Below are 17,298 nucleotides of genomic sequence, written 5' to 3'. Positions count from 1 at the left end.
GGCCGCCCGTTTTTTCATTCACGGCGACCGGCGCGGGCGACCGGCGTGGGCAACCAGCGAGAGCGCCAGCGCGGGCTTACTGCCGCACCGGCTTCTTCGCGAGCTTGCGCTGCAGCGTGCGGCGGTGCATGTTCAGCGCGCGCGCGGTCGCCGAGATGTTGTTGTTGTTTTCCGCGAGCACGCGCTGGATGTGCTCCCATTCGAGCCGGTCGACCGACAGCACGACCGGATTCTCGAGCGCCTCGTCCGCCTGCACCTCGCTTGCGTTGGTCTGCAGCGCGGCCAGGATCGATTCGACGTTCGCCGGCTTCGCGAGATAGTTGTCGGCCCCCTCCTTCACCGCCTGCACGGCGGTCGCGATGCTCGCATAGCCGGTCAGCACGAGGATCCGCGCGTCCGGCTGCAGGTCGCAGAGCGGCGCGATCAGGCTCAGGCCCGAATCCTCGCCGAGATGCAGGTCGACGGTGATGAACTGGAACTTGGCGCCGGCGGCGAGCTTGAGCGCCGTGTCCTTGTCGTGCGCCTGCTGGACCGCATAGCCGCGGCGCTCGAGGCCGCGTGCGAGCGTGCCCGCAAACACCTCGTTGTCGTCGATCACCAGGAAGTTGTTGTCGCTCATGTGGTTTCTCCGTCTACGTGTTGGGTGTGGCGGCGGGTGACGCCGCATGGCGCGCGACCGGCAGGCGCAGCACGGCCCGCGTGCCGCGACCTGACGAAGCGCCGGCCGGGCGACCGGCAGGCGTCCCGTTCGCGCCGTTCGAACGCCCGGCGGCATGGCCCGCGGGACGCGGCGTCACATCGGACAGCTCGATCACGCCGCCGAGCCGCGCCGCCGCGCTGAACGCCAGGTACAGGCCGACCCCGTGCCCGCCCTGCGTGCTGTCGACCGGCATCGCGCCGAGCGACTCGCGCAAAGCGACCGGAATGCCCGGGCCATCGTCGCATACTTCGAATTCGATTTCGTCCGTCGTGCCGCCGTGCGCGACCTTCGCGGCGAGCGTCACGCGTTGCGGGCTCGCGCGCGCGGCGTTGTCGAGCAGGATCGTCAGGATCTGGCCCGCCGCGACGGTATCGTCGAGCGCGACACCTGCCGGACGCGCGCCGAGCAGCTCGAACTGCACGTGCGGATGCCGCAGGCGCCAGTGCTCGACGAACGTGTCGAGCCAGTCGTCCACCGGCTGGCGGCTCGCCGGCGCGCTCGCGCGGCTGCGCAGTCGCGCGAGCGCCGACGTGCACAGCATCATCTGCTCGTCCAGCACCTTCAGGTCGGCCTCGTAGCGGGCGAGCCCCGCGTCGGCGCGCGCGGCGTCGCGCAACTCCTCGGTCAGCATCGCGATCGTCGACAGCGGCGTGCCCATTTCGTGCGCGACGGTCGCCGCCTGCACGCCGAGCGCGACCGCCCGCTCGTCGCGCAGCAGGTGCTGCTGCGCCTCGCCGAGCGCCGCGTCGCGCTGGCGCAGCGCATTCGACATGCGCGCGACGAACCACGCGATCAGGCCGACGCTCACCATGAAGTTCGCCCACATCCCGGTGCGGTAGTAGTCGAACAGGTTCGCCGGGTTGTCCAGGTTGAGCGGCACCGAATCGAAGCCGAGCGACGCATAGCAGGCAACCGCGAACGCCGCGAGCCAGATCATCAGATGCCACGGCAGCACCGCCGCCGCAATCGCGAGCGACGGCAGGTACAGCGACACGAACGGGTTGGTCGTGCCGCCCGACAGGAACAGCAGCGCCGACAGCGCGCCGAGGTCGACCCATAGCTGGCCGAGCAGCTCGAAATTGGTCTCGGGCCGCGCGCGCAGCACGCGCACCCAGGTCAGCGCGTTGAAGACGATCTCGAGCGCGATGACCATCAGCATCGCCGGCAACGGCAGATGCACGCCGAAATAGGTCTGGACGACGCCGATCGTCACGAGCTGGCCGATGATTGCAAGGTTGCGCAGCCAGAACAGGTGGCTCAGGTTGACGCGGCCGGTTGTAGTGATTCGTTGCATTCGCGCAGTTTACCCGTTTAGCCGCCGATGCCCCTAGCAGAGGGCCAGACCATGAGCGCGCCGCGCTTCATTCCGCCAGGCCCGCGCTAGCCGGACGCTCCGGCGACGCGCCGCGCGGTCTCGTCGGCAAGGCATTCCGGGCACAGGCAGCGCGCGCCGAGCGCCGGCTGCGCACCGTCGGGCAGGCCGGGCATCGACGCGCACCAGCATTCGAACGGCTGCGTGCGCGCACCGCAGTCGAAACTGCGCCCGCAACGCGGACAGCGCGCGCGGTGCGGGTCGGAACGGCGGTCGGTGGCGGAGGCGGTCATCGGGCGGTGATAAAGGGTGGCGATCGAGAGCGACGATCAACGGCGGGCGCGGCGGCGCCCAACGCGACAAGCATAGCGCGGCGGCCGGATTTTGCACGTCGGCCGTCCGGCTGATGTCACCGGCCGCTGCATACGGGTACGCTTGTCGCAACCGTGTCGCTGCAGCCCGCCGAGCCTGCTGCCGGACCTGCGCCGCCGGTCCAAATTCCCGATGCTGCGCTGCGCCACTCCTGTACAATTCGCCGTGTTTCAACCGTTCCCAGCCAGAGCCGCCGCCATGTCCGAGCCCATCGACCTCTCGCAGATCGCCCCCACTCTGAAAGCCGAAATCCTCGCGGAGGCGCTGCCGTACATCCGCCGCTACCACGGCAAGACCGTGGTCATCAAATACGGCGGCAATGCGATGACGGAAGAGCGGCTCAAGCAAGGCTTCGCACGCGACGTGATCCTGCTGAAGCTGGTCGGCATCAACCCGGTGATCGTCCACGGCGGCGGCCCGCAGATCGACCAGGCGTTGAAGAAGATCGGCAAGCAGGGCACCTTCATCCAGGGCATGCGCGTCACTGACGAAGAGACGATGGAAGTCGTCGAATGGGTGCTGGGCGGCGAAGTGCAGCAGGACATCGTGATGCTGATCAACCACTTCGGCGGCCACGCGGTCGGCCTGACGGGCAAGGACGGCGGCCTGATCCACGCGCGCAAGCTGCTGATGCCGGATCGCGACAATCCGGGCCAGTACATCGACATCGGCCAGGTCGGCGAGGTCGAGGCGATCAACCCGGCGGTCGTGAAGGCGCTGCAGGACGACGCGTTCATCCCGGTGATCTCGCCGATCGGCTTCGGCGAAGATGGTCTCTCGTACAACATCAACGCCGACCTGGTCGCCGGCAAGCTCGCGACGGTGCTGAACGCCGAGAAGCTGCTGATGATGACCAACATCCCGGGCGTGATGGACAAGGACGGCAACCTGCTGACCGACCTGTCGGCGCGCGAGATCGACGCGCTGTTCGAGGACGGCACGATCTCCGGCGGCATGCTGCCGAAGATCTCGTCGGCGCTTGACGCCGCGAAGAGCGGCGTGAAGTCGGTGCACATCGTCGACGGCCGGATCGAGCACTCGGTGCTGCTCGAGATCCTGACCGAGCAGCCGTTCGGCACGATGATCCGCTCGCATTGAGCGCCCGCCGCAAGACCGCCACCCCTGACCTGCCGGCCGCAGCCCTGCGCCGGCGCGTATCGCGCAGCCGGCCCCGCGCCGGTGCGCCGGTGTGGCTGTTCGACCTCGACAATACCCTTCACCACGCATCGCACGCGATCTTCCCGGAGATCAACCGGGCGATGACGCAATACATCGTCGACGCGCTGCAGGTCGAGCGCACCGAAGCCGACCGCCTGCGCAACGGTTACACGAAGCGCTACGGCGCAGCGCTGCTTGGCCTCACGCGCCATCATCCGATCGATCCGCACGACTTCCTGCGCGTCGTCCACACGTTTCCGGACCTGCCCGCGATGCTGCGGGCGGAGCGCGGCCTCGCACGGATCGTCGCCGCGCTGCCGGGCCGCAAGTTCGTGCTGACCAATGCGCCGGAAAACTACGCGCGCGCAGTGCTGCGCGAGTTGCGCATCGAGCGGCTGTTCGAGCGCGTGATCGCGATCGAGCACATGCGCGACCGCCGCACGTGGCGCGCGAAGCCCGACCACACGATGCTGCGCCGGACGTTGCGCGCCGCCAACGCGCGGTTGGCCGACGCGATCCTCGTCGAGGATACGCGCGGCCACCTGAAGCGCTACAAGCGCCTCGGCATCGGCACGGTGTGGATCACCGGCCATCTGCCTGGCCACCTGCCGAGCACCGGCCGCCCGCATTATGTCGATCAGCGGATTCGTTCGTTAAAATCGCTTCGACTGGGCACTCGATCGGGGCGACAGAAATGCAGCCGACTCACCCGCAGGACCAAGCGGTAACGGAAGACCAGGCCACCTCCACCCGCACCCGTGCGCGCCCGAAACCGGGTGAGCGCCGCGTGCTGATCCTGCAGACGCTCGCGGCGATGCTCGAGGCGCCGAAGCGCGAAAAGATCACGACGGCCGCGCTCGCGGCCCGGCTCGACGTGTCGGAAGCGGCGCTCTACCGCCATTTCGCAAGCAAGGCCCAGATGTTCGACGGCCTGATCGAGTTCATCGAAACCACGTTCTTCGGCCTCATCAACCAGATCGCTGCAAAGGAGCCCGATGGCGTGCTGCAGGCGCGCGCGATCGCGCTGATGCTGCTCAATTTCGCGGCGAAGAATCCCGGCATGACGCGCGTGCTGACGGGCGAGGCGCTCGTTGGCGAGCACGAGCGGCTCGTCGAGCGGGTCGACCGGATGATGGAGCGTGTCGAGGCAACCGTCCGGCAGAGCCTGCGCGTCGCGCTGATGGAGGCCAATGCGCGCCGCGACGGCAACGCATACGCGGACGGCGCCGTGCCGCTCTCCGCCGACTACGATCCGGCCGTGCGCGCGAGCCTGCTCGTCAGCTACGTGATCGGCCGCTGGCATCGCTTCGCGAAGAGCGGCTTTCAGAAGCTCCCCGGGGAACAGGCCGACGCCCATCTGCGCCTGATCCTGCAATGACCGGCGCCTGACGCGCGAGCCCGCGGCGGCCCCCCCCGCCGCCCCGCGCCCGGCCGAACCTGGAACGCCACCGCTCGCGACGCACGGCCCGCGCAGCCGGCGCAATCCCGCTTCCGCGGACAGCAAATTTCGAACTCGTCCAATTTCATCAGACCAACCACTCGGTTTATTTTTATCTCATTTGAGTTTGGATGAGGTGAGCGAGTGAATTTCTGTTTTTTCCATTTGCGGACGCGTGCGCGCGAGCCATTCCCCGGCGCGGAACCGCCTCACGTATCGCCGGCTGCGCCACGCGCCGCACGGTTCGCACGTTCCGCGCTGCTCGCCGGCGCGGTGATGCCCTGGCCGTCGGTTGCCGCGGTCGACGACGGCGGCGCCCAGCGCGCGGATGGCGTCGCGCTCGAAGTCGCGCCCGGCGACTATTCGACAACCGGCAACGCCAAGCCGGTGCTTTCCGCCGTCAACGGGGGCGTGCTGACCACCACCGGCAAGACGCGCCTGTTCTCGTCGGGTGTCTCGGCGCCAGCCGCTTCCGCCTGGCATACCGGCTCGCGCATCGTGCTGCGCGATGCCGAGATCCGGACCCGAGGCCCGCTCGGCTACGGCCTCGACGCCCGTTTCGGCGGCACCGTGCTCGCCAACGACATCGCCATCGACACCGACGGCGACAATGCGCACGGCGTCTACGTCGACGTGAGTGGCAACGGCGTCGATATTGCCGGCAGCGCGATCGTCACGCGCGGCCGGGAAGCGCACGGCATCGCCGTCAACTACGCTCCCGGCGCGGTCGTGAACGCTGCCGATACGCTCATCCATACCGGCGGCTTCGTCGGCTATGGCGTGTTCCTCAGCTACGACGACATACGCGCGACGCTGGATCGCGTCGACGTCCGCACCATCGGCGACTATGCATCGGCGCTGTTCATGCCGGGGGCCTCCACGACGACCTTCCACGACGCGCGCCTGGAAACCGACGGCTACGCCGCGCTCGGCGTGGACACGCGCAAGGGCAACGTCGAACTCGCGCGCACGCGCGTCTTCACGCATGGTGAAAGCGCGCATGGGCTGTACGCGTCGAAGGAGTACGACGAGACGCCCGTCATCCGGACAACCGATACGGACGTAGCCACGAGCGGTGCCCGTTCGATCGGCGTCGTCGCGCGGCTCGGCGGCCGGGTCGCGATGACAGGCGGCAGCATCGCGACGAGCGGCCCGCGTGCGTACGGTCTGCTGTCGAATGGCGCAGGCTCGACCGCTTCGATCGCGGATGGCGCCGTCACGACGGCCGGCCAGAACGCGGCCGCGCTCTATGCGGGCAAAGGCGCCTCGATCGACCTGCTGCGCACGGACGTGCGCGCGTCCGGCGACGGCGCGCCGGCCGCTGCGGTCTACGGCGGCACGCTGAGCGTCGACGGCGGCTCGCTCGTCAGCGAGCGGCACGGCGCAATCGACGCGTCCGATGCGGTCATCACGCTGCGAAACGGCGCGCGCGCCGCCGGTGGCAACGGCGCACTACTGTCCGTCGACGCGCAATCCGGCGCAGCCGTGCACATGACGCTCGATACCGGCGCGCAGATGGTAGGCGACATCGCCAATCGGCCGGACGCCGACGGAAACCCGATACCCACGGTCACCGCCGTCACCGACGTCGCGCTGTCCCGCGCGTCCGCATGGACCGGTGCGACGGACGCGATCCGGTCGCTGTCGCTCGACACGGGCAGCCGCTGGACCGTCACCGCGGATTCGTCGGTCGGCTCCGTTACGCTGAACGATTCGACGATCGCGTTCGCGTCGCCGGACGCCGGCAAGCCGCGCACGCTTGTCGTGACGGGCGACTACGCGGCGAACGACGGCAAGCTGCTCGTTCACACGACGCTTCGCGACGATTCATCGCCCACCGACAGGCTCGTGATCGACGGCGGGCACGCGTCGGGCAATACGGGCATCGTCGTGAAGCGCACCGGCGGCGAAGGCGCGCAGACGACGGTCGGCATTCCGATCGTCGAAACCCGCAACGGCGGCACGACGGACGCCGCGGCGTTCGCGCTCGATGCGGCGTCGGACGGCTACCGGAAGGGCTTCGGCACGCTGTCCGCGGGTGGCTACGACTACATGCTCGCGCGCGGCGGGCATGGCGGCCGTGCGGAAGACTGGTATCTGGTGTCCGCCGCCAAACCTGTCGAACCGCCGCCTGTCGAACCACCGCCTGTCGAACCACCGCCTGTCGAACCACCGCCTGTCGAACCGCCGCCTGTCGCACCACCGCCTGTCGAACCACCGCCTGTCGCACCACCGCCTGTCGAACCACCGCCTGTCGAACCGCCGCCTGTCGAACCACCGCCGACCGAATCAGGCGACGACAACTCGGCCACGCTTCCGGAAACCGTCGATCCGCCCCACCCCGCCGCCGTCGCGCCGGAGCCGGACGCGTATCTCGCGAACGCCGACGCGGCCGCGATGATGGCAATCCACTCGCTGCACCAGCGCGAGGACCGCTCGCTGCGTGCCGACGGCCCGCGCTCAGGCGCGCTCGACGGTGCAGTCTGGGTACGCGCGGAAGGTGAGCTCGCGTCGCGCTCGGGCGGCGAGCGCAGCGTGCGCGGCAACGGCCGGCGCGTACACGCGGGCGCCGACCTGCTGCGCTTCGACGACGGCCGCGGCGGCAGTTTCCGACTCGGTGCGATGGGGATGTACGGCAGTTTTACGAGCTGGTCGACGCGCACGCTGTGGAACGCGGCCGAGCAACGCGAAGCGCCGGCGACCGCGCGCGGAAGCGTCGACGGCTACAACGTCGGCCTGTACGGCACGTGGTACGGCAATCGGGACATCCTGTCGGGGCCGTACGTCGATACGTGGTGGCTGTACGGTGCGTACCAGAACACGATCGGCGGCAGCCTCACTGGCGATTCGTACCGGTCGAGCACGGTCACGGGCTCGGTCGAGGCAGGCTATTCGCTGCCGTTCTACGAGCAAGGCGAATCGCGCTTCTTCGTCGAGCCGCAGGCACAGCTCGTCTATTCGCACTACCACGCATCGGCGCATGACGCGCCGTCCGGGCGCATCGGCACGCAAAGCGCGAACGACGTGCTGGCGCGGCTCGGCGTGCGCGTGCACGGCGTGACCGCGATGCCGGCGGGACGCGAGCTGCGGCCGTTCGTCGAAGCGAACTGGTGGCGCGGCCCCGGCTCGCGCTCGCTGACGATCAACGGCAACACGTTCGACTACGGCGTGCCGCGCGACCGCGCGGCGCTTGCGGCCGGCGCGACCGGGCAGTTGACGAAGCGCGTGAGCGTGTCGGCGAGCATCGGCGTCGATACGGACTTCGGCGACTACTCGACCGTGAAGGGGCAGATCGCGGCGAAGTATCGCTGGTGAACGCTTCCGGCCAGCGCCTCGGCAGTGCGAGCAGGCGCGGGCCGGACGCCCCGCATGGTCGCGCGCGCCGCCGGCTGCGCCCCGCCGCCCGAACTTCGGCTATACTCTGCCGACTGCCGCCACCTTGGCGGCAGGTCGGAAGCGCGCCGATTTGCTGACTCGATTGCGGGCGCGCGAACCGGCCGGGGCCTTGATTTGTCTTGGTCCCGGCGGTTCACTACAAATGCGGCTAAAGAGGTCGTCAGCCGCGCATCTTCGACTCCGCGCATCGCCGACACCATTTAGCCGCCCAGTCATAAGGCGGAACGAATGGAATCGATCGGCATCGTCGCTCCACAGACCATGCACTTCGCCGAACCGCTGCGCTTGCAAAGCGGCAGCGTGATCGGCAACTATCAGCTCGTCGTCGAGACGTACGGCGAGCTCAACGCCGCGCGCTCGAACGCGGTGCTCGTCTGCCACGCGCTCAACGCGTCGCATCACGTCGCCGGCGTCTACGCGGACGATCCGCGCAGCACCGGCTGGTGGGACAACATGGTCGGCCCGGGCAAGCCGCTCGACACCAACCGCTTCTTCGTGATCGGCGTGAACAACCTCGGCTCGTGCTTCGGCTCGACCGGCCCGATGAGCACCGACCCATCCACCGGCAAGCCGTACGGCGCGCGCTTTCCGGTCGTCACGGTCGAGGACTGGGTGCATGCGCAGGCACGCGTCGCCGACGCGTTCGGCATCGAGCGCTTCGCCGCGGTGATGGGCGGCAGCCTCGGCGGCATGCAGGCGCTCGCGTGGAGCCTGATGTATCCGGAGCGCGTCGCGCACTGCATCGACATCGCGTCCACGCCGAAGCTGTCCGCGCAGAACATCGCGTTCAACGAGGTCGCGCGCTCGGCGATCCTGTCCGACCCCGACTTCCACGGCGGCGACTACTACGCGCACGGCGTGAAGCCGAAGCGCGGCCTGCGCGTCGCGCGGATGATCGGCCACATCACGTACCTGTCCGACGACGACATGGCCGAGAAATTCGGCCGCGCGCTGCGCCGCGCCGACGGCGCGCTCGACGCGTACAACTTCAGCTTCGACGTCGAGTTCGAGGTCGAGTCATACCTGCGCTACCAGGGCGACAAGTTCGCCGACTACTTCGACGCGAACACCTACCTGCTGATCACGCGCGCGCTCGACTACTTCGATCCGGCGAAGGCGTTCGACGGCAACCTGACGGCCGCGCTTGCGCAAACGCAGGCGAAATACCTGATCGCGAGCTTCTCGACCGACTGGCGCTTCGCGCCGGCGCGCTCGCGCGAGATCGTCAAGGCGCTGCTCGACAACAAGCGCACGGTCAGCTACGCGGAGATCGACGCGCCGCACGGCCACGACGCGTTCCTGCTCGACGACGCGCGCTATCACAACCTGATCCGCGCCTATTACGAACGAATCGCCAACGAGGTGGGCGCATGAACCAGCAAGCGCTGAATTCCCTGTCCGCGCGCGCGGACTTCCGCGCGATCGCCCGCTGGGTCGAGCCGCGCTCGACCGTGCTCGACCTCGGCTGCGGCGACGGCTCGCTGCTGTCGCTGCTGACGGAGGAACTGGACGTCAGCGGCTACGGGATCGAGCTGAACGACGCGGGCGTGCTCGCGAGCGCGAAGAACGGCATCAACGTGATCCAGCAGAACCTCGAGGACGGCCTGCGCCTGTTCGAGGACCACAGCTTCGATTTCGCGATCCTGTCGCAGACTTTGCAGACGATCCACCAGACGGCCGCGATCCTGCGCGAAACCGCGCGGGTCGGGCGCGAATGCATCGTGTCGTTCCCGAACTTCGGCTACTGGGCGCACCGGCTGTCGGTGCTGCGCGGCCGGATGCCGGTGTCGAAGTCGCTGCCGTACCAGTGGCACAACACGCCGAACGTCCGCGTGCTGACGATCAAGGATTTCGAGGCGCTCGCGCCCGAAGTCGGCGTCACGATCCTCGACCGCGTCGTGCTGCACGAAGGCCAGCCGATTCGATGGGGCGAGAACTGGCGTGGTAGTCTTGCTGTCTATCGCGTCAAGCGCAGCTGAGCCGGGGGGCCGTTGACGAACGGTACGGCCGGTCAGGTACGGCCGGTCAGGACGGCCGGTCAGGACGGCCGGTTAGGCCCGGCCCGCTTTGCGCGGGCGGCCGACACGCTGCGCCGCCCCGGCCGCCGCACGCGCTGCCGCCGCATTTACGCCAACGTTACGCCAACGCTACCCAGTTCCAGTACATGTCCAAAACGCCACACGAGGCGCCCGCACTCACCGCTCACGAGGATCATCCCGGCTGGCGCGCCTTCCTGAACACGCACATGCTGATCTGCGTGTTTCTCGGTTTCACGTCCGGCCTGCCCCTCTTCACGCTCGTCTATCTCGTCCAGGCCTGGCTGCGCTCCGAAGGCGTCGACCTGAAGGCGATCGGCCTGTTCGCGCTGATCCAGTTCCCGTATACGTGGAAGTTCCTGTGGGCACCGCTGATGGACCGCTACGTGCCGCACCTGCCCGGCTGGCGGCCGGGCCGCCGGCGCGGGTGGATGCTGCTTACGCAGCTCCTCGTCGCCGGCGCGATCGCCGCGCTCGGCTTCGTGTCGCCGCGCAACTCGATCTGGACGGTCGCCGCGCTCACCACGCTCGTCGCGTTCTTCGGCGCGAGCTCGGACATCGTGATCGACGCGTATCGCCGCGAGCTGCTGCGCGACACCGAGCAGGGCCTCGGCAATGCGGTGCACGTGAACGCATACAAGATCGCCGCACTGATCCCGGGCTCGCTGTCGCTGATCCTGTCCGATCACCTGCCGTGGAGCGGCGTGTTCGCGTTTACCGGCGCGTTCATGCTGCCGGGCATCGTGATGACGCTGTTCGTGCGCGAGCCCGAAGTGGCCGGCACGCCGCCGCGCAACCTGCGCGACGCGGTGATCCTGCCGTTCCGCGAATTCATCCTGCGCGATGGCTGGGCCGGCGCGCTGCTCGTGATTGCGTTCATCTTCCTGTTCAAGCTCGGCGATACGATGGCGACGACCTTGTCGACGTCGTTCTTCCTCGACATCGGCTTCAACAAGACGCAGATCGGCGTGATCGCGAAGACAACCGCGTTCTGGGCGAGCCTCGCGGGCGGCATCATCGGCGGCATCTGGCTCGTGAAGATCGGCATCGCGCGCGGGCTGTGGATCTTCGGCATCCTGCAGATCGTGTCGACGCTCGGCTTCGCATGGCTCGCGAAGGCCGGCGCGCAGCCGGGGCTGATGGCCGCCGTCTACGGCTTCGAAACGTTCTCGACGGGCCTCACGCTCGCCGCGTTCACCGCGTACATTGCGAGCACCACCGACCCGCGCTACACCGCGACGCAGTTCGCGCTGTTCACGAGCCTCGCGTCGGTGCCGCGCACGCTCGCGTCCGCCGCGAGCGGCTACATCGTCGCCGACATGGGCTGGTTCAACTATTTCCTGTTGTGCGCCGCGCTCGGCATTCCGGGCATGCTGCTGCTGTTCAAGGTCGCGCCGTGGAACGGCGACGCACGCGACAACGGGGTCGCCCGTGCGCAATGACCGACTGCGGCGCCTCGCACATCGGGGCGCGTCGCTGAGCCTCAGCGTCGCGGTGGCGCTCGGCGCGGGTTTCGCGCACGCGGGCGACACGGGGGCCGCGGCGGCGCCCGGCTCGGCGCAGTCGACCGTACCAAACCCGCCTGCCGCGCCCGCACAAGCCATCTCCACGCCAGCCACGCCGCCCGCACCACCCGTTGCGCCCGCCACCGCCGAGCCGGCCCAGCCTACCGGCGCTGCCGCGTCCGCGAAGGCGTACACGCCGACGCCGCAACAGGTCCGTTTCGGCGACGCGGTCGCGTTCCGCACGCTGATTCCGTCGCCGTTGCTCGAGCAACTGACCGCGAACGAATACGCGCAGATCGTGCTGGCCGCCGCGCAGGCCAACCGGCTGCTCCCCGCGAACCAGCCGCGCGTGAAACGCCTGCGCGCGATCGTCGCGAAGCTTGCGCCGTATTCGGTGAAATGGAACGACCGGGTCAAGACGTGGTCGTGGGACATCAACGCGATCCGCTCGCGCGACATCCGCCTGTCCTGCCTGCCGGGCGGCAAGATACTCGTCTACGGCGGGATGCTCGACCGTGTCCGCCTGAACGACGACGAGTTCGGCGTGCTGCTCGCGCACGGCATCGCGCACGCGCTGCGCGAACACGCGCGCGGCAACTTCAGCGAAGCGTCGCAGACGTCGCTGCGCGCGGCGTCGCTGCCGCCGCTGTTCGGCGTCGGCGATCCGCTGCCGCAGTCGCTGAACCTCGGCGAGCGCCTGCAGACGCTGCGCTACGATCCGACCGACGAAACGGAAGCCGACGTGATCGGCGGCGACATCGCCGCACGCGCCGGCTTCGACCCGCGCGCCGCGATCACGCTGTGGGACAAGCTCGCGGTGGCGACGCGCGCGAACAAGGCGACGGGCTACATCTACGCGCATCCGTACAGCGCCGCGCGCCGGCAGGATCTGCTGAACCGCCTGCCGGATCTGCTGCCGCTGTACGCGAAAGCGATCGGCAAGCGCGTTGACACGCTGCCCGACTACGCGGGGATCAGCGCGCAGCAACGCAAGGTCGTGCGGCGCTGAACGGGTGGCTCTGCGTGCGAGCTACGCAGTACGCATCACGCATCACGCATCACCCAGCACCCAGCACCCAGCACCCAGCACCCAGCACCCAGCAGCATACTCTGACGTCGGCACGCGCCCCATCGCGCATGCGCATACCTGCCTCCGCCGCATTACGCGCCACTCGTCGTCCCGGCCGACAGATCGATCGCCGTGCGCTCCTCGAATGGCCGGCTCCCCGTCTCGCGCATCCAGCGCACTTCGTCGCCGGGGCTGCGGCCGAACAGCCGCTTGAACTCGCGGCTGAACTGCGACGCGCTCGCATAGCCGACCCGCGCGGCCGCCGTGCCCGCGCCCACCCCGTCCTGCACCATCATCAGCCGCGCCTGGTGCAGGCGCGCGGCCTTCACGTACTGCATCGGCGACGTCGCCGTCACGTGCTTGAATTGCGCGTGGAACACCGCGAGACTCATGCCGGCCTCGCGCGCGAGCGTATCGACGTCGAGATCGGCGGTCGGGTCCGCATGGATGCGCCGCAGCGCCTTCGCGACGCGGCCGAAATGATGTTGCTGCACGAGTGCCGCGCGGATCGCGTCGCCCTGTGCGCCGGTCAGCACGCGGTACGCGATCTCGCGCATGATCGACGGCCCGAGCACGCGCGTGTCGTGCGGCGACACGAGCGTCTCGAGGAGCCGCAGCACCGCATCGGCGAGCGGCGTGTCGAGCGGAGTCGAATACACGCCACGCGGCTCGCTGACGGCCGCGCCGCGCGTCTCGTCGAGCAGGATCGACAGCTCGGCGACCACCGCGAGGTCGATCCGGATCGAGATCGCGAGAAACGGCTCGTCCGCGCTCGCGAAGGTTTCGCATTCGAACGGCAGCGGCACCGACAGCAGCAGATACTGCTGCGCGTCGTAGACGAACGACTGCTCGCCGAGATAGCCGAGCTTGCGCCCCTGGCAGACGACGACGATGCTCGGCTCGTACAGCACCGGCATGCGCGGCACCGGCCGGTTCACGCGGATGAAGCGCACGCCTTCGAGATCGGCACGCGTATCGCCCTCGTTCGGCGCGAGACGCCCGAGCAGGTCGATCATGCGGCGCTGCACACGGTCACCGGTATCGGCAAAAAGGGGCTGGAAGCTCATCGGTGCGATCCTGTGCTGCAAGAGAAACTGGCTTGCAATGTAGCACTTCGAAAGCGTTTTCTCGGCAGATCGGCGGCAACTCGAGAGGAATAGGCAAAGCTTCGAGACCTTCAGGTATTTCGCCGCGACGGCGCGCTCCTTACGATGGCGTCCTGTCTCGCCGCACCGCCACATGGTGCGACGGCAGTCTCTTTTGCCGGACAAGGAGCCACGCATGAGCACAACCTATGCCTACGCAACGACCGACGCGCAGTCGCCGCTCGCCCCGTTCGAATTCCAGCGCCGCGCGCTGCGCGACCTCGACGTGCAGATCGAGGTGCTCTATTGCGGCGTCTGCCACTCGGACCTGCACCAGGCCCGCAACGAATGGAAGAACACGATCTATCCGGTCGTGCCCGGCCATGAAATCGTCGGCCGCGTGACCGCAACCGGCGCGCAGGTGTCGCGCCTCAAGGTCGGCGAACTGGTCGGCGTCGGCTGCCTCGTCGATTCGTGCCGCACTTGCGCGAGCTGCGCAGAAGGGCTCGAGCAGTATTGCGAGAACGGCTTCGTCGGCACCTACAACGGGCAGGACCGCGTAACCGGCGACATCACGTACGGCGGCTATTCGACGCAGCTCGTCGTCGACGAGGCGTTCGTGCTGCGCGTGCCGGAGACGCTCGATCCGGCCGGTGCCGCGCCACTGCTGTGCGCGGGAATCACCACGTATTCGCCGCTGCGCCAGTGGAATGTCGGCCCCGGCAAGAAGGTCGGCATTGTCGGCCTCGGCGGCCTCGGTCACATGGGCGTGAAGCTCGCGCGCGCAATGGGCGCGCACGTCGTGCTGTTCACGACGTCGCCGTCGAAGGTCGAGGACGGCAAGCGGCTCGGCGCGCATGAGGTCGTGATCTCGAAGGACGAAGCGCAGATGAACGCGCACCTGAACAGCTTCGACTTCATCCTGAACACGGTTGCCGCGCAACACGACCTGAACCCGTTCCTGCACCTGCTGAAGCGCGACGGCACGATGACGCTCGTCGGCGCGCCGGAGCACGACCATCCGTCGCCGCAGGTGTTCAACCTGATCTTCAAGCGCCGCCGTCTGGCCGGCTCGCTGATCGGCGGGATCGCCGAGACGCAGGAGATGCTCGACTTCTGCGCGGCGCACGGCATCACGTCGGACATCGAAACAATTCCGATGCAGCAGATCAACGCCGCTTACGAGCGGATGCTGAAGAGCGACGTGAAGTACCGGTTCGTGATCGACATGGCGTCGCTCAAGCCGCAGCGCCGAGCGTGAGGTGAAGCGCGGCGACGGCAGTGCACGCCATCGCCGCGCCAGGCAAAAAGGGCCGCGACATGAAGAACACCCCAAAGGTTGGATCCAGGTCCAGCTTTCGGGGTGCAGCTCACATTCGCGGCCCGTTTTGCATCCGGCGGCATCCGGCGCCCGCGCAACGCGCGGACCGGCTTGTTACTTGTAGTCGTAATCGACCGTCAGCGGCGCATGGTCGCTGAACTTGATGTCGCGGAAGATCGACGTGCTTTTCGCGGTGCCTGCGATGCCCGGCGTCGCGATCTGGTAGTCGATCCGCCACCCGACGTTCTTCGCATACGCCTGGCCGCGGTTGCTCCACCACGTGTACTGCTCGGGACGCGGATCGAGCGTGCGGAACACGTCGACGTAGCCGACGTCGTCGAACAGCTTCGTGAGCCATGCGCGCTCTTCCGGCAGGCAGCCCGAGTTCTTCTGGTTGCTCTTCCAGTTCTTGATGTCGATTTCCTTGTGGACGATGTTCACGTCGCCGCACAGGATCACCTCGCGCTTCTTCTTGAGCTGCGCGAGGTGCGGCATGAACTCGTCCATGAAGCGGTACTTCGCCTGCTGGCGCTCATCGCCGCTCGAGCCGGACGGCACGTACACCGACACGACCGACAGCTTGCCGTAGCGCGCCTCGACGTAGCGCCCTTCCGAATCGAATTCGCTGCTGCCGAAGCCGATGATCACGTCGTCGGGCTCGTGGCGGCTGTACATGCCCGCGCCGCTGTAGCCCTTCTTCTCCGCGTGGTGGAAATAGCTCTTGAAGCCGTGCGGCTCGACGAATTCGGCCGGCAGGTCGTCAGCCGAGACCTTGATCTCCTGCACGCATACGCAATCGGCGTTCTGTTCGCCGAGCCAGTCGAAGAAGCCCTTCTTCGCGGCGGAGCGGATGCCGTTCAGGTTGGCGGTAATCACACGCATCATGTCGTTTCCGTTCAGTGTTCTCAGGTTCGTATCGTAGCGCAGCGCCTTGTTTGCCGCGCGTCGCCAGCCGCGCCTGGCCGGCCGCGCCTAGCTGATCTTCACGCCTTCGAGCTCGGGCTTCGGCGGAGGAAATTCCAGCTTCATGTCGGTCAGCGTGCGCAGCAGCAGTTCGGCGATCATCACGTTGCGGTGCGTCTTCGAGTTCGCCGGGATCACGTACCACGGCGCATGCTCGGCCGACGTCGCGGCGAGCGCGTCTCGGTAGGCCGCCTGGTACGCATCCCAGTGCTTGCGCGCGTCGAGATCGGAGATGTCGAACTTCCAGTGCTTGGTCGGATCGTCGACCCGTGCCTGCAGCCGGTCGCGCTGCTCGTCCTTCGAGATGTGCAGGAAGCACTTGACGATCGTCGTGCCGTTCTCGACGAGCATCGTCTCGAAGTCGCGAATCTGCCGATAGCGGCGTTCGCACTCCTTGTCGTCGATCGCCCCCAGCACGCGCGGCACGAGCACGTCCTCATAGTGGCTGCGGTTGAAGATCGCGAGCTCGCCGGCCGCCGGCACCTGTGCATGCACGCGCCACAGGTAGTCGTGCGCGGCCTCGATCGGCGTCGGCGCCTTGAACGACACGACGCGCAACCCGAGCGGATCGACCTCGCGGAACACCGCGCGCACGGTGCCGTCCTTGCCGCTGGTGTCCATCCCCTGCAGCACGAGCAGCACGCGCTTCTTCTGCTGCGTGTGCAGCCGTTCCTGCTCCGTGTCGAGCGCCATCGACACGGCCGACAGCCGTTCGCGGTCGGTTTCCTTCGCCCCCGACGAGAACGGCTTCGCGGACGGATCGAACGCGTCGAGCGTGAACGCCGCGGCGTCCTTCTCGCGCGTGTGGTACGGCACCCGGTAGTCGTCGAGCGACGGTTGCTTCGCCATGCGTTCCTCCGTGTGATGGCGCGCACGCCACGTGCGCACCAGATGCAACGGGCCGCCCCGAACAGCGTCGGCGGCGGCCCGTCGTCAAGCGCGG

Annotated in this window: 15 protein-coding genes; 9 read left to right on the top strand and 6 right to left on the bottom strand. The window is 68.1% G+C overall.

Features of this window, described 5'->3' with window-relative positions; translation table 11 throughout:
• Positions 1-76: 76 nt before the first annotated feature.
• The 3 genes from ACV22Z_RS25310 to ACV22Z_RS25300 form a co-directional block, all read right to left on the bottom strand.
• Positions 77-619, bottom strand: coding sequence for a response regulator transcription factor (locus ACV22Z_RS25310; protein WP_448079015.1), 543 nt, complete (start codon positions 617-619; stop codon positions 77-79).
• Between the two features lie 13 nt (positions 620-632).
• Positions 633-1,994, bottom strand: coding sequence for an ATP-binding protein (locus ACV22Z_RS25305; protein ID WP_448079014.1), 1,362 nt, complete (start codon positions 1,992-1,994; stop codon positions 633-635).
• A gap of 86 nt (positions 1,995-2,080) precedes the next feature.
• Positions 2,081-2,305 (bottom strand): cysteine-rich CWC family protein, encoded by a 225-nt coding sequence (locus tag ACV22Z_RS25300; RefSeq protein ID WP_448079013.1) that lies wholly within the window; start codon positions 2,303-2,305, stop codon positions 2,081-2,083.
• A 277-nt stretch (positions 2,306-2,582) separates the two neighbouring features.
• On the opposite strand from ACV22Z_RS25300, the gene argB reads away from it, so the two are divergent.
• From argB to ACV22Z_RS25260, 8 genes are all read left to right on the top strand, one after another.
• Entirely contained in the window at positions 2,583-3,482 is a 900-nt protein-coding gene (argB, locus tag ACV22Z_RS25295) for an acetylglutamate kinase (protein ID WP_010090348.1), read from the top strand.
• Entirely contained in the window at positions 3,479-4,270 is a 792-nt protein-coding gene (locus ACV22Z_RS25290; RefSeq protein ID WP_448079012.1) for a pyrimidine 5'-nucleotidase, read from the top strand. The genes argB and ACV22Z_RS25290 overlap by 4 nt, the downstream gene beginning before the upstream one ends.
• Positions 4,237-4,920, top strand: coding sequence for a nucleoid occlusion factor SlmA (slmA, locus tag ACV22Z_RS25285; RefSeq protein WP_448079011.1), 684 nt, complete (start codon positions 4,237-4,239; stop codon positions 4,918-4,920). The genes ACV22Z_RS25290 and slmA overlap by 34 nt, the downstream gene beginning before the upstream one ends.
• 336 nt (positions 4,921-5,256) lie before the next feature.
• Positions 5,257-8,295 carry an autotransporter family protein gene (locus tag ACV22Z_RS25280; protein ID WP_448079010.1) on the top strand — a complete coding sequence of 1,013 codons (3,039 nt, stop codon included), beginning with the start codon at positions 5,257-5,259 and terminating at the stop codon, positions 8,293-8,295.
• Between the two features lie 309 nt (positions 8,296-8,604).
• Positions 8,605-9,750 (top strand): homoserine O-succinyltransferase MetX, encoded by a 1,146-nt coding sequence (gene metX, locus ACV22Z_RS25275; protein WP_448079009.1) that lies wholly within the window; start codon positions 8,605-8,607, stop codon positions 9,748-9,750.
• Positions 9,747-10,355, top strand: a complete 609-nt coding sequence (gene metW, locus ACV22Z_RS25270; protein WP_448079008.1) for a methionine biosynthesis protein MetW — start codon at positions 9,747-9,749, stop codon at positions 10,353-10,355. The genes metX and metW overlap by 4 nt, the downstream gene beginning before the upstream one ends.
• A 185-nt stretch (positions 10,356-10,540) precedes the next feature.
• Positions 10,541-11,854: an AmpG family muropeptide MFS transporter gene (locus ACV22Z_RS25265; RefSeq protein WP_448079007.1), complete on the top strand. Its 1,314-nt coding sequence runs from the start codon at positions 10,541-10,543 to the stop codon at positions 11,852-11,854.
• On the top strand, positions 11,844-12,926 hold the full coding sequence (locus ACV22Z_RS25260; protein WP_448079006.1) for a M48 family metallopeptidase: 1,083 nt from the start codon (positions 11,844-11,846) through the stop codon (positions 12,924-12,926). Before ACV22Z_RS25265 ends, ACV22Z_RS25260 begins: the two co-directional genes overlap by 11 nt.
• Positions 12,927-13,078: 152 nt before the next feature.
• On the opposite strand, the gene ACV22Z_RS25255 is transcribed toward ACV22Z_RS25260, so the two are convergent.
• On the bottom strand, positions 13,079-14,053 hold the full coding sequence (locus tag ACV22Z_RS25255; RefSeq protein ID WP_448079005.1) for an AraC family transcriptional regulator N-terminal domain-containing protein: 975 nt from the start codon (positions 14,051-14,053) through the stop codon (positions 13,079-13,081).
• A gap of 214 nt (positions 14,054-14,267) precedes the next feature.
• Here ACV22Z_RS25255 and ACV22Z_RS25250 point away from each other — a divergent pair, with 214 nt between their 5' ends.
• A complete protein-coding gene (locus ACV22Z_RS25250; protein WP_448079004.1) occupies positions 14,268-15,332 on the top strand; it encodes an NAD(P)-dependent alcohol dehydrogenase in 1,065 nt (354 codons plus the stop codon).
• Positions 15,333-15,506: 174 nt separating this feature from the next.
• On the opposite strand, the gene ACV22Z_RS25245 is transcribed toward ACV22Z_RS25250, so the two are convergent.
• Both ACV22Z_RS25245 and ACV22Z_RS25240 read right to left on the bottom strand, forming a co-directional pair.
• Positions 15,507-16,277 (bottom strand): exodeoxyribonuclease III, encoded by a 771-nt coding sequence (locus ACV22Z_RS25245; protein ID WP_448079003.1) that lies wholly within the window; start codon positions 16,275-16,277, stop codon positions 15,507-15,509.
• Between the two features lie 87 nt (positions 16,278-16,364).
• Positions 16,365-17,204, bottom strand: coding sequence for a polyphosphate kinase 2 family protein (locus ACV22Z_RS25240; protein WP_448079002.1), 840 nt, complete (start codon positions 17,202-17,204; stop codon positions 16,365-16,367).
• Between the last annotated feature and the right edge of the window lie 94 nt (positions 17,205-17,298).

It is taken from the genome of Burkholderia sp. PU8-34 (genome assembly GCF_053427725.1).
Note: the sequence above shows the minus strand (reverse complement) of the source record. Positions and strands in the feature narration are given on the sequence as shown.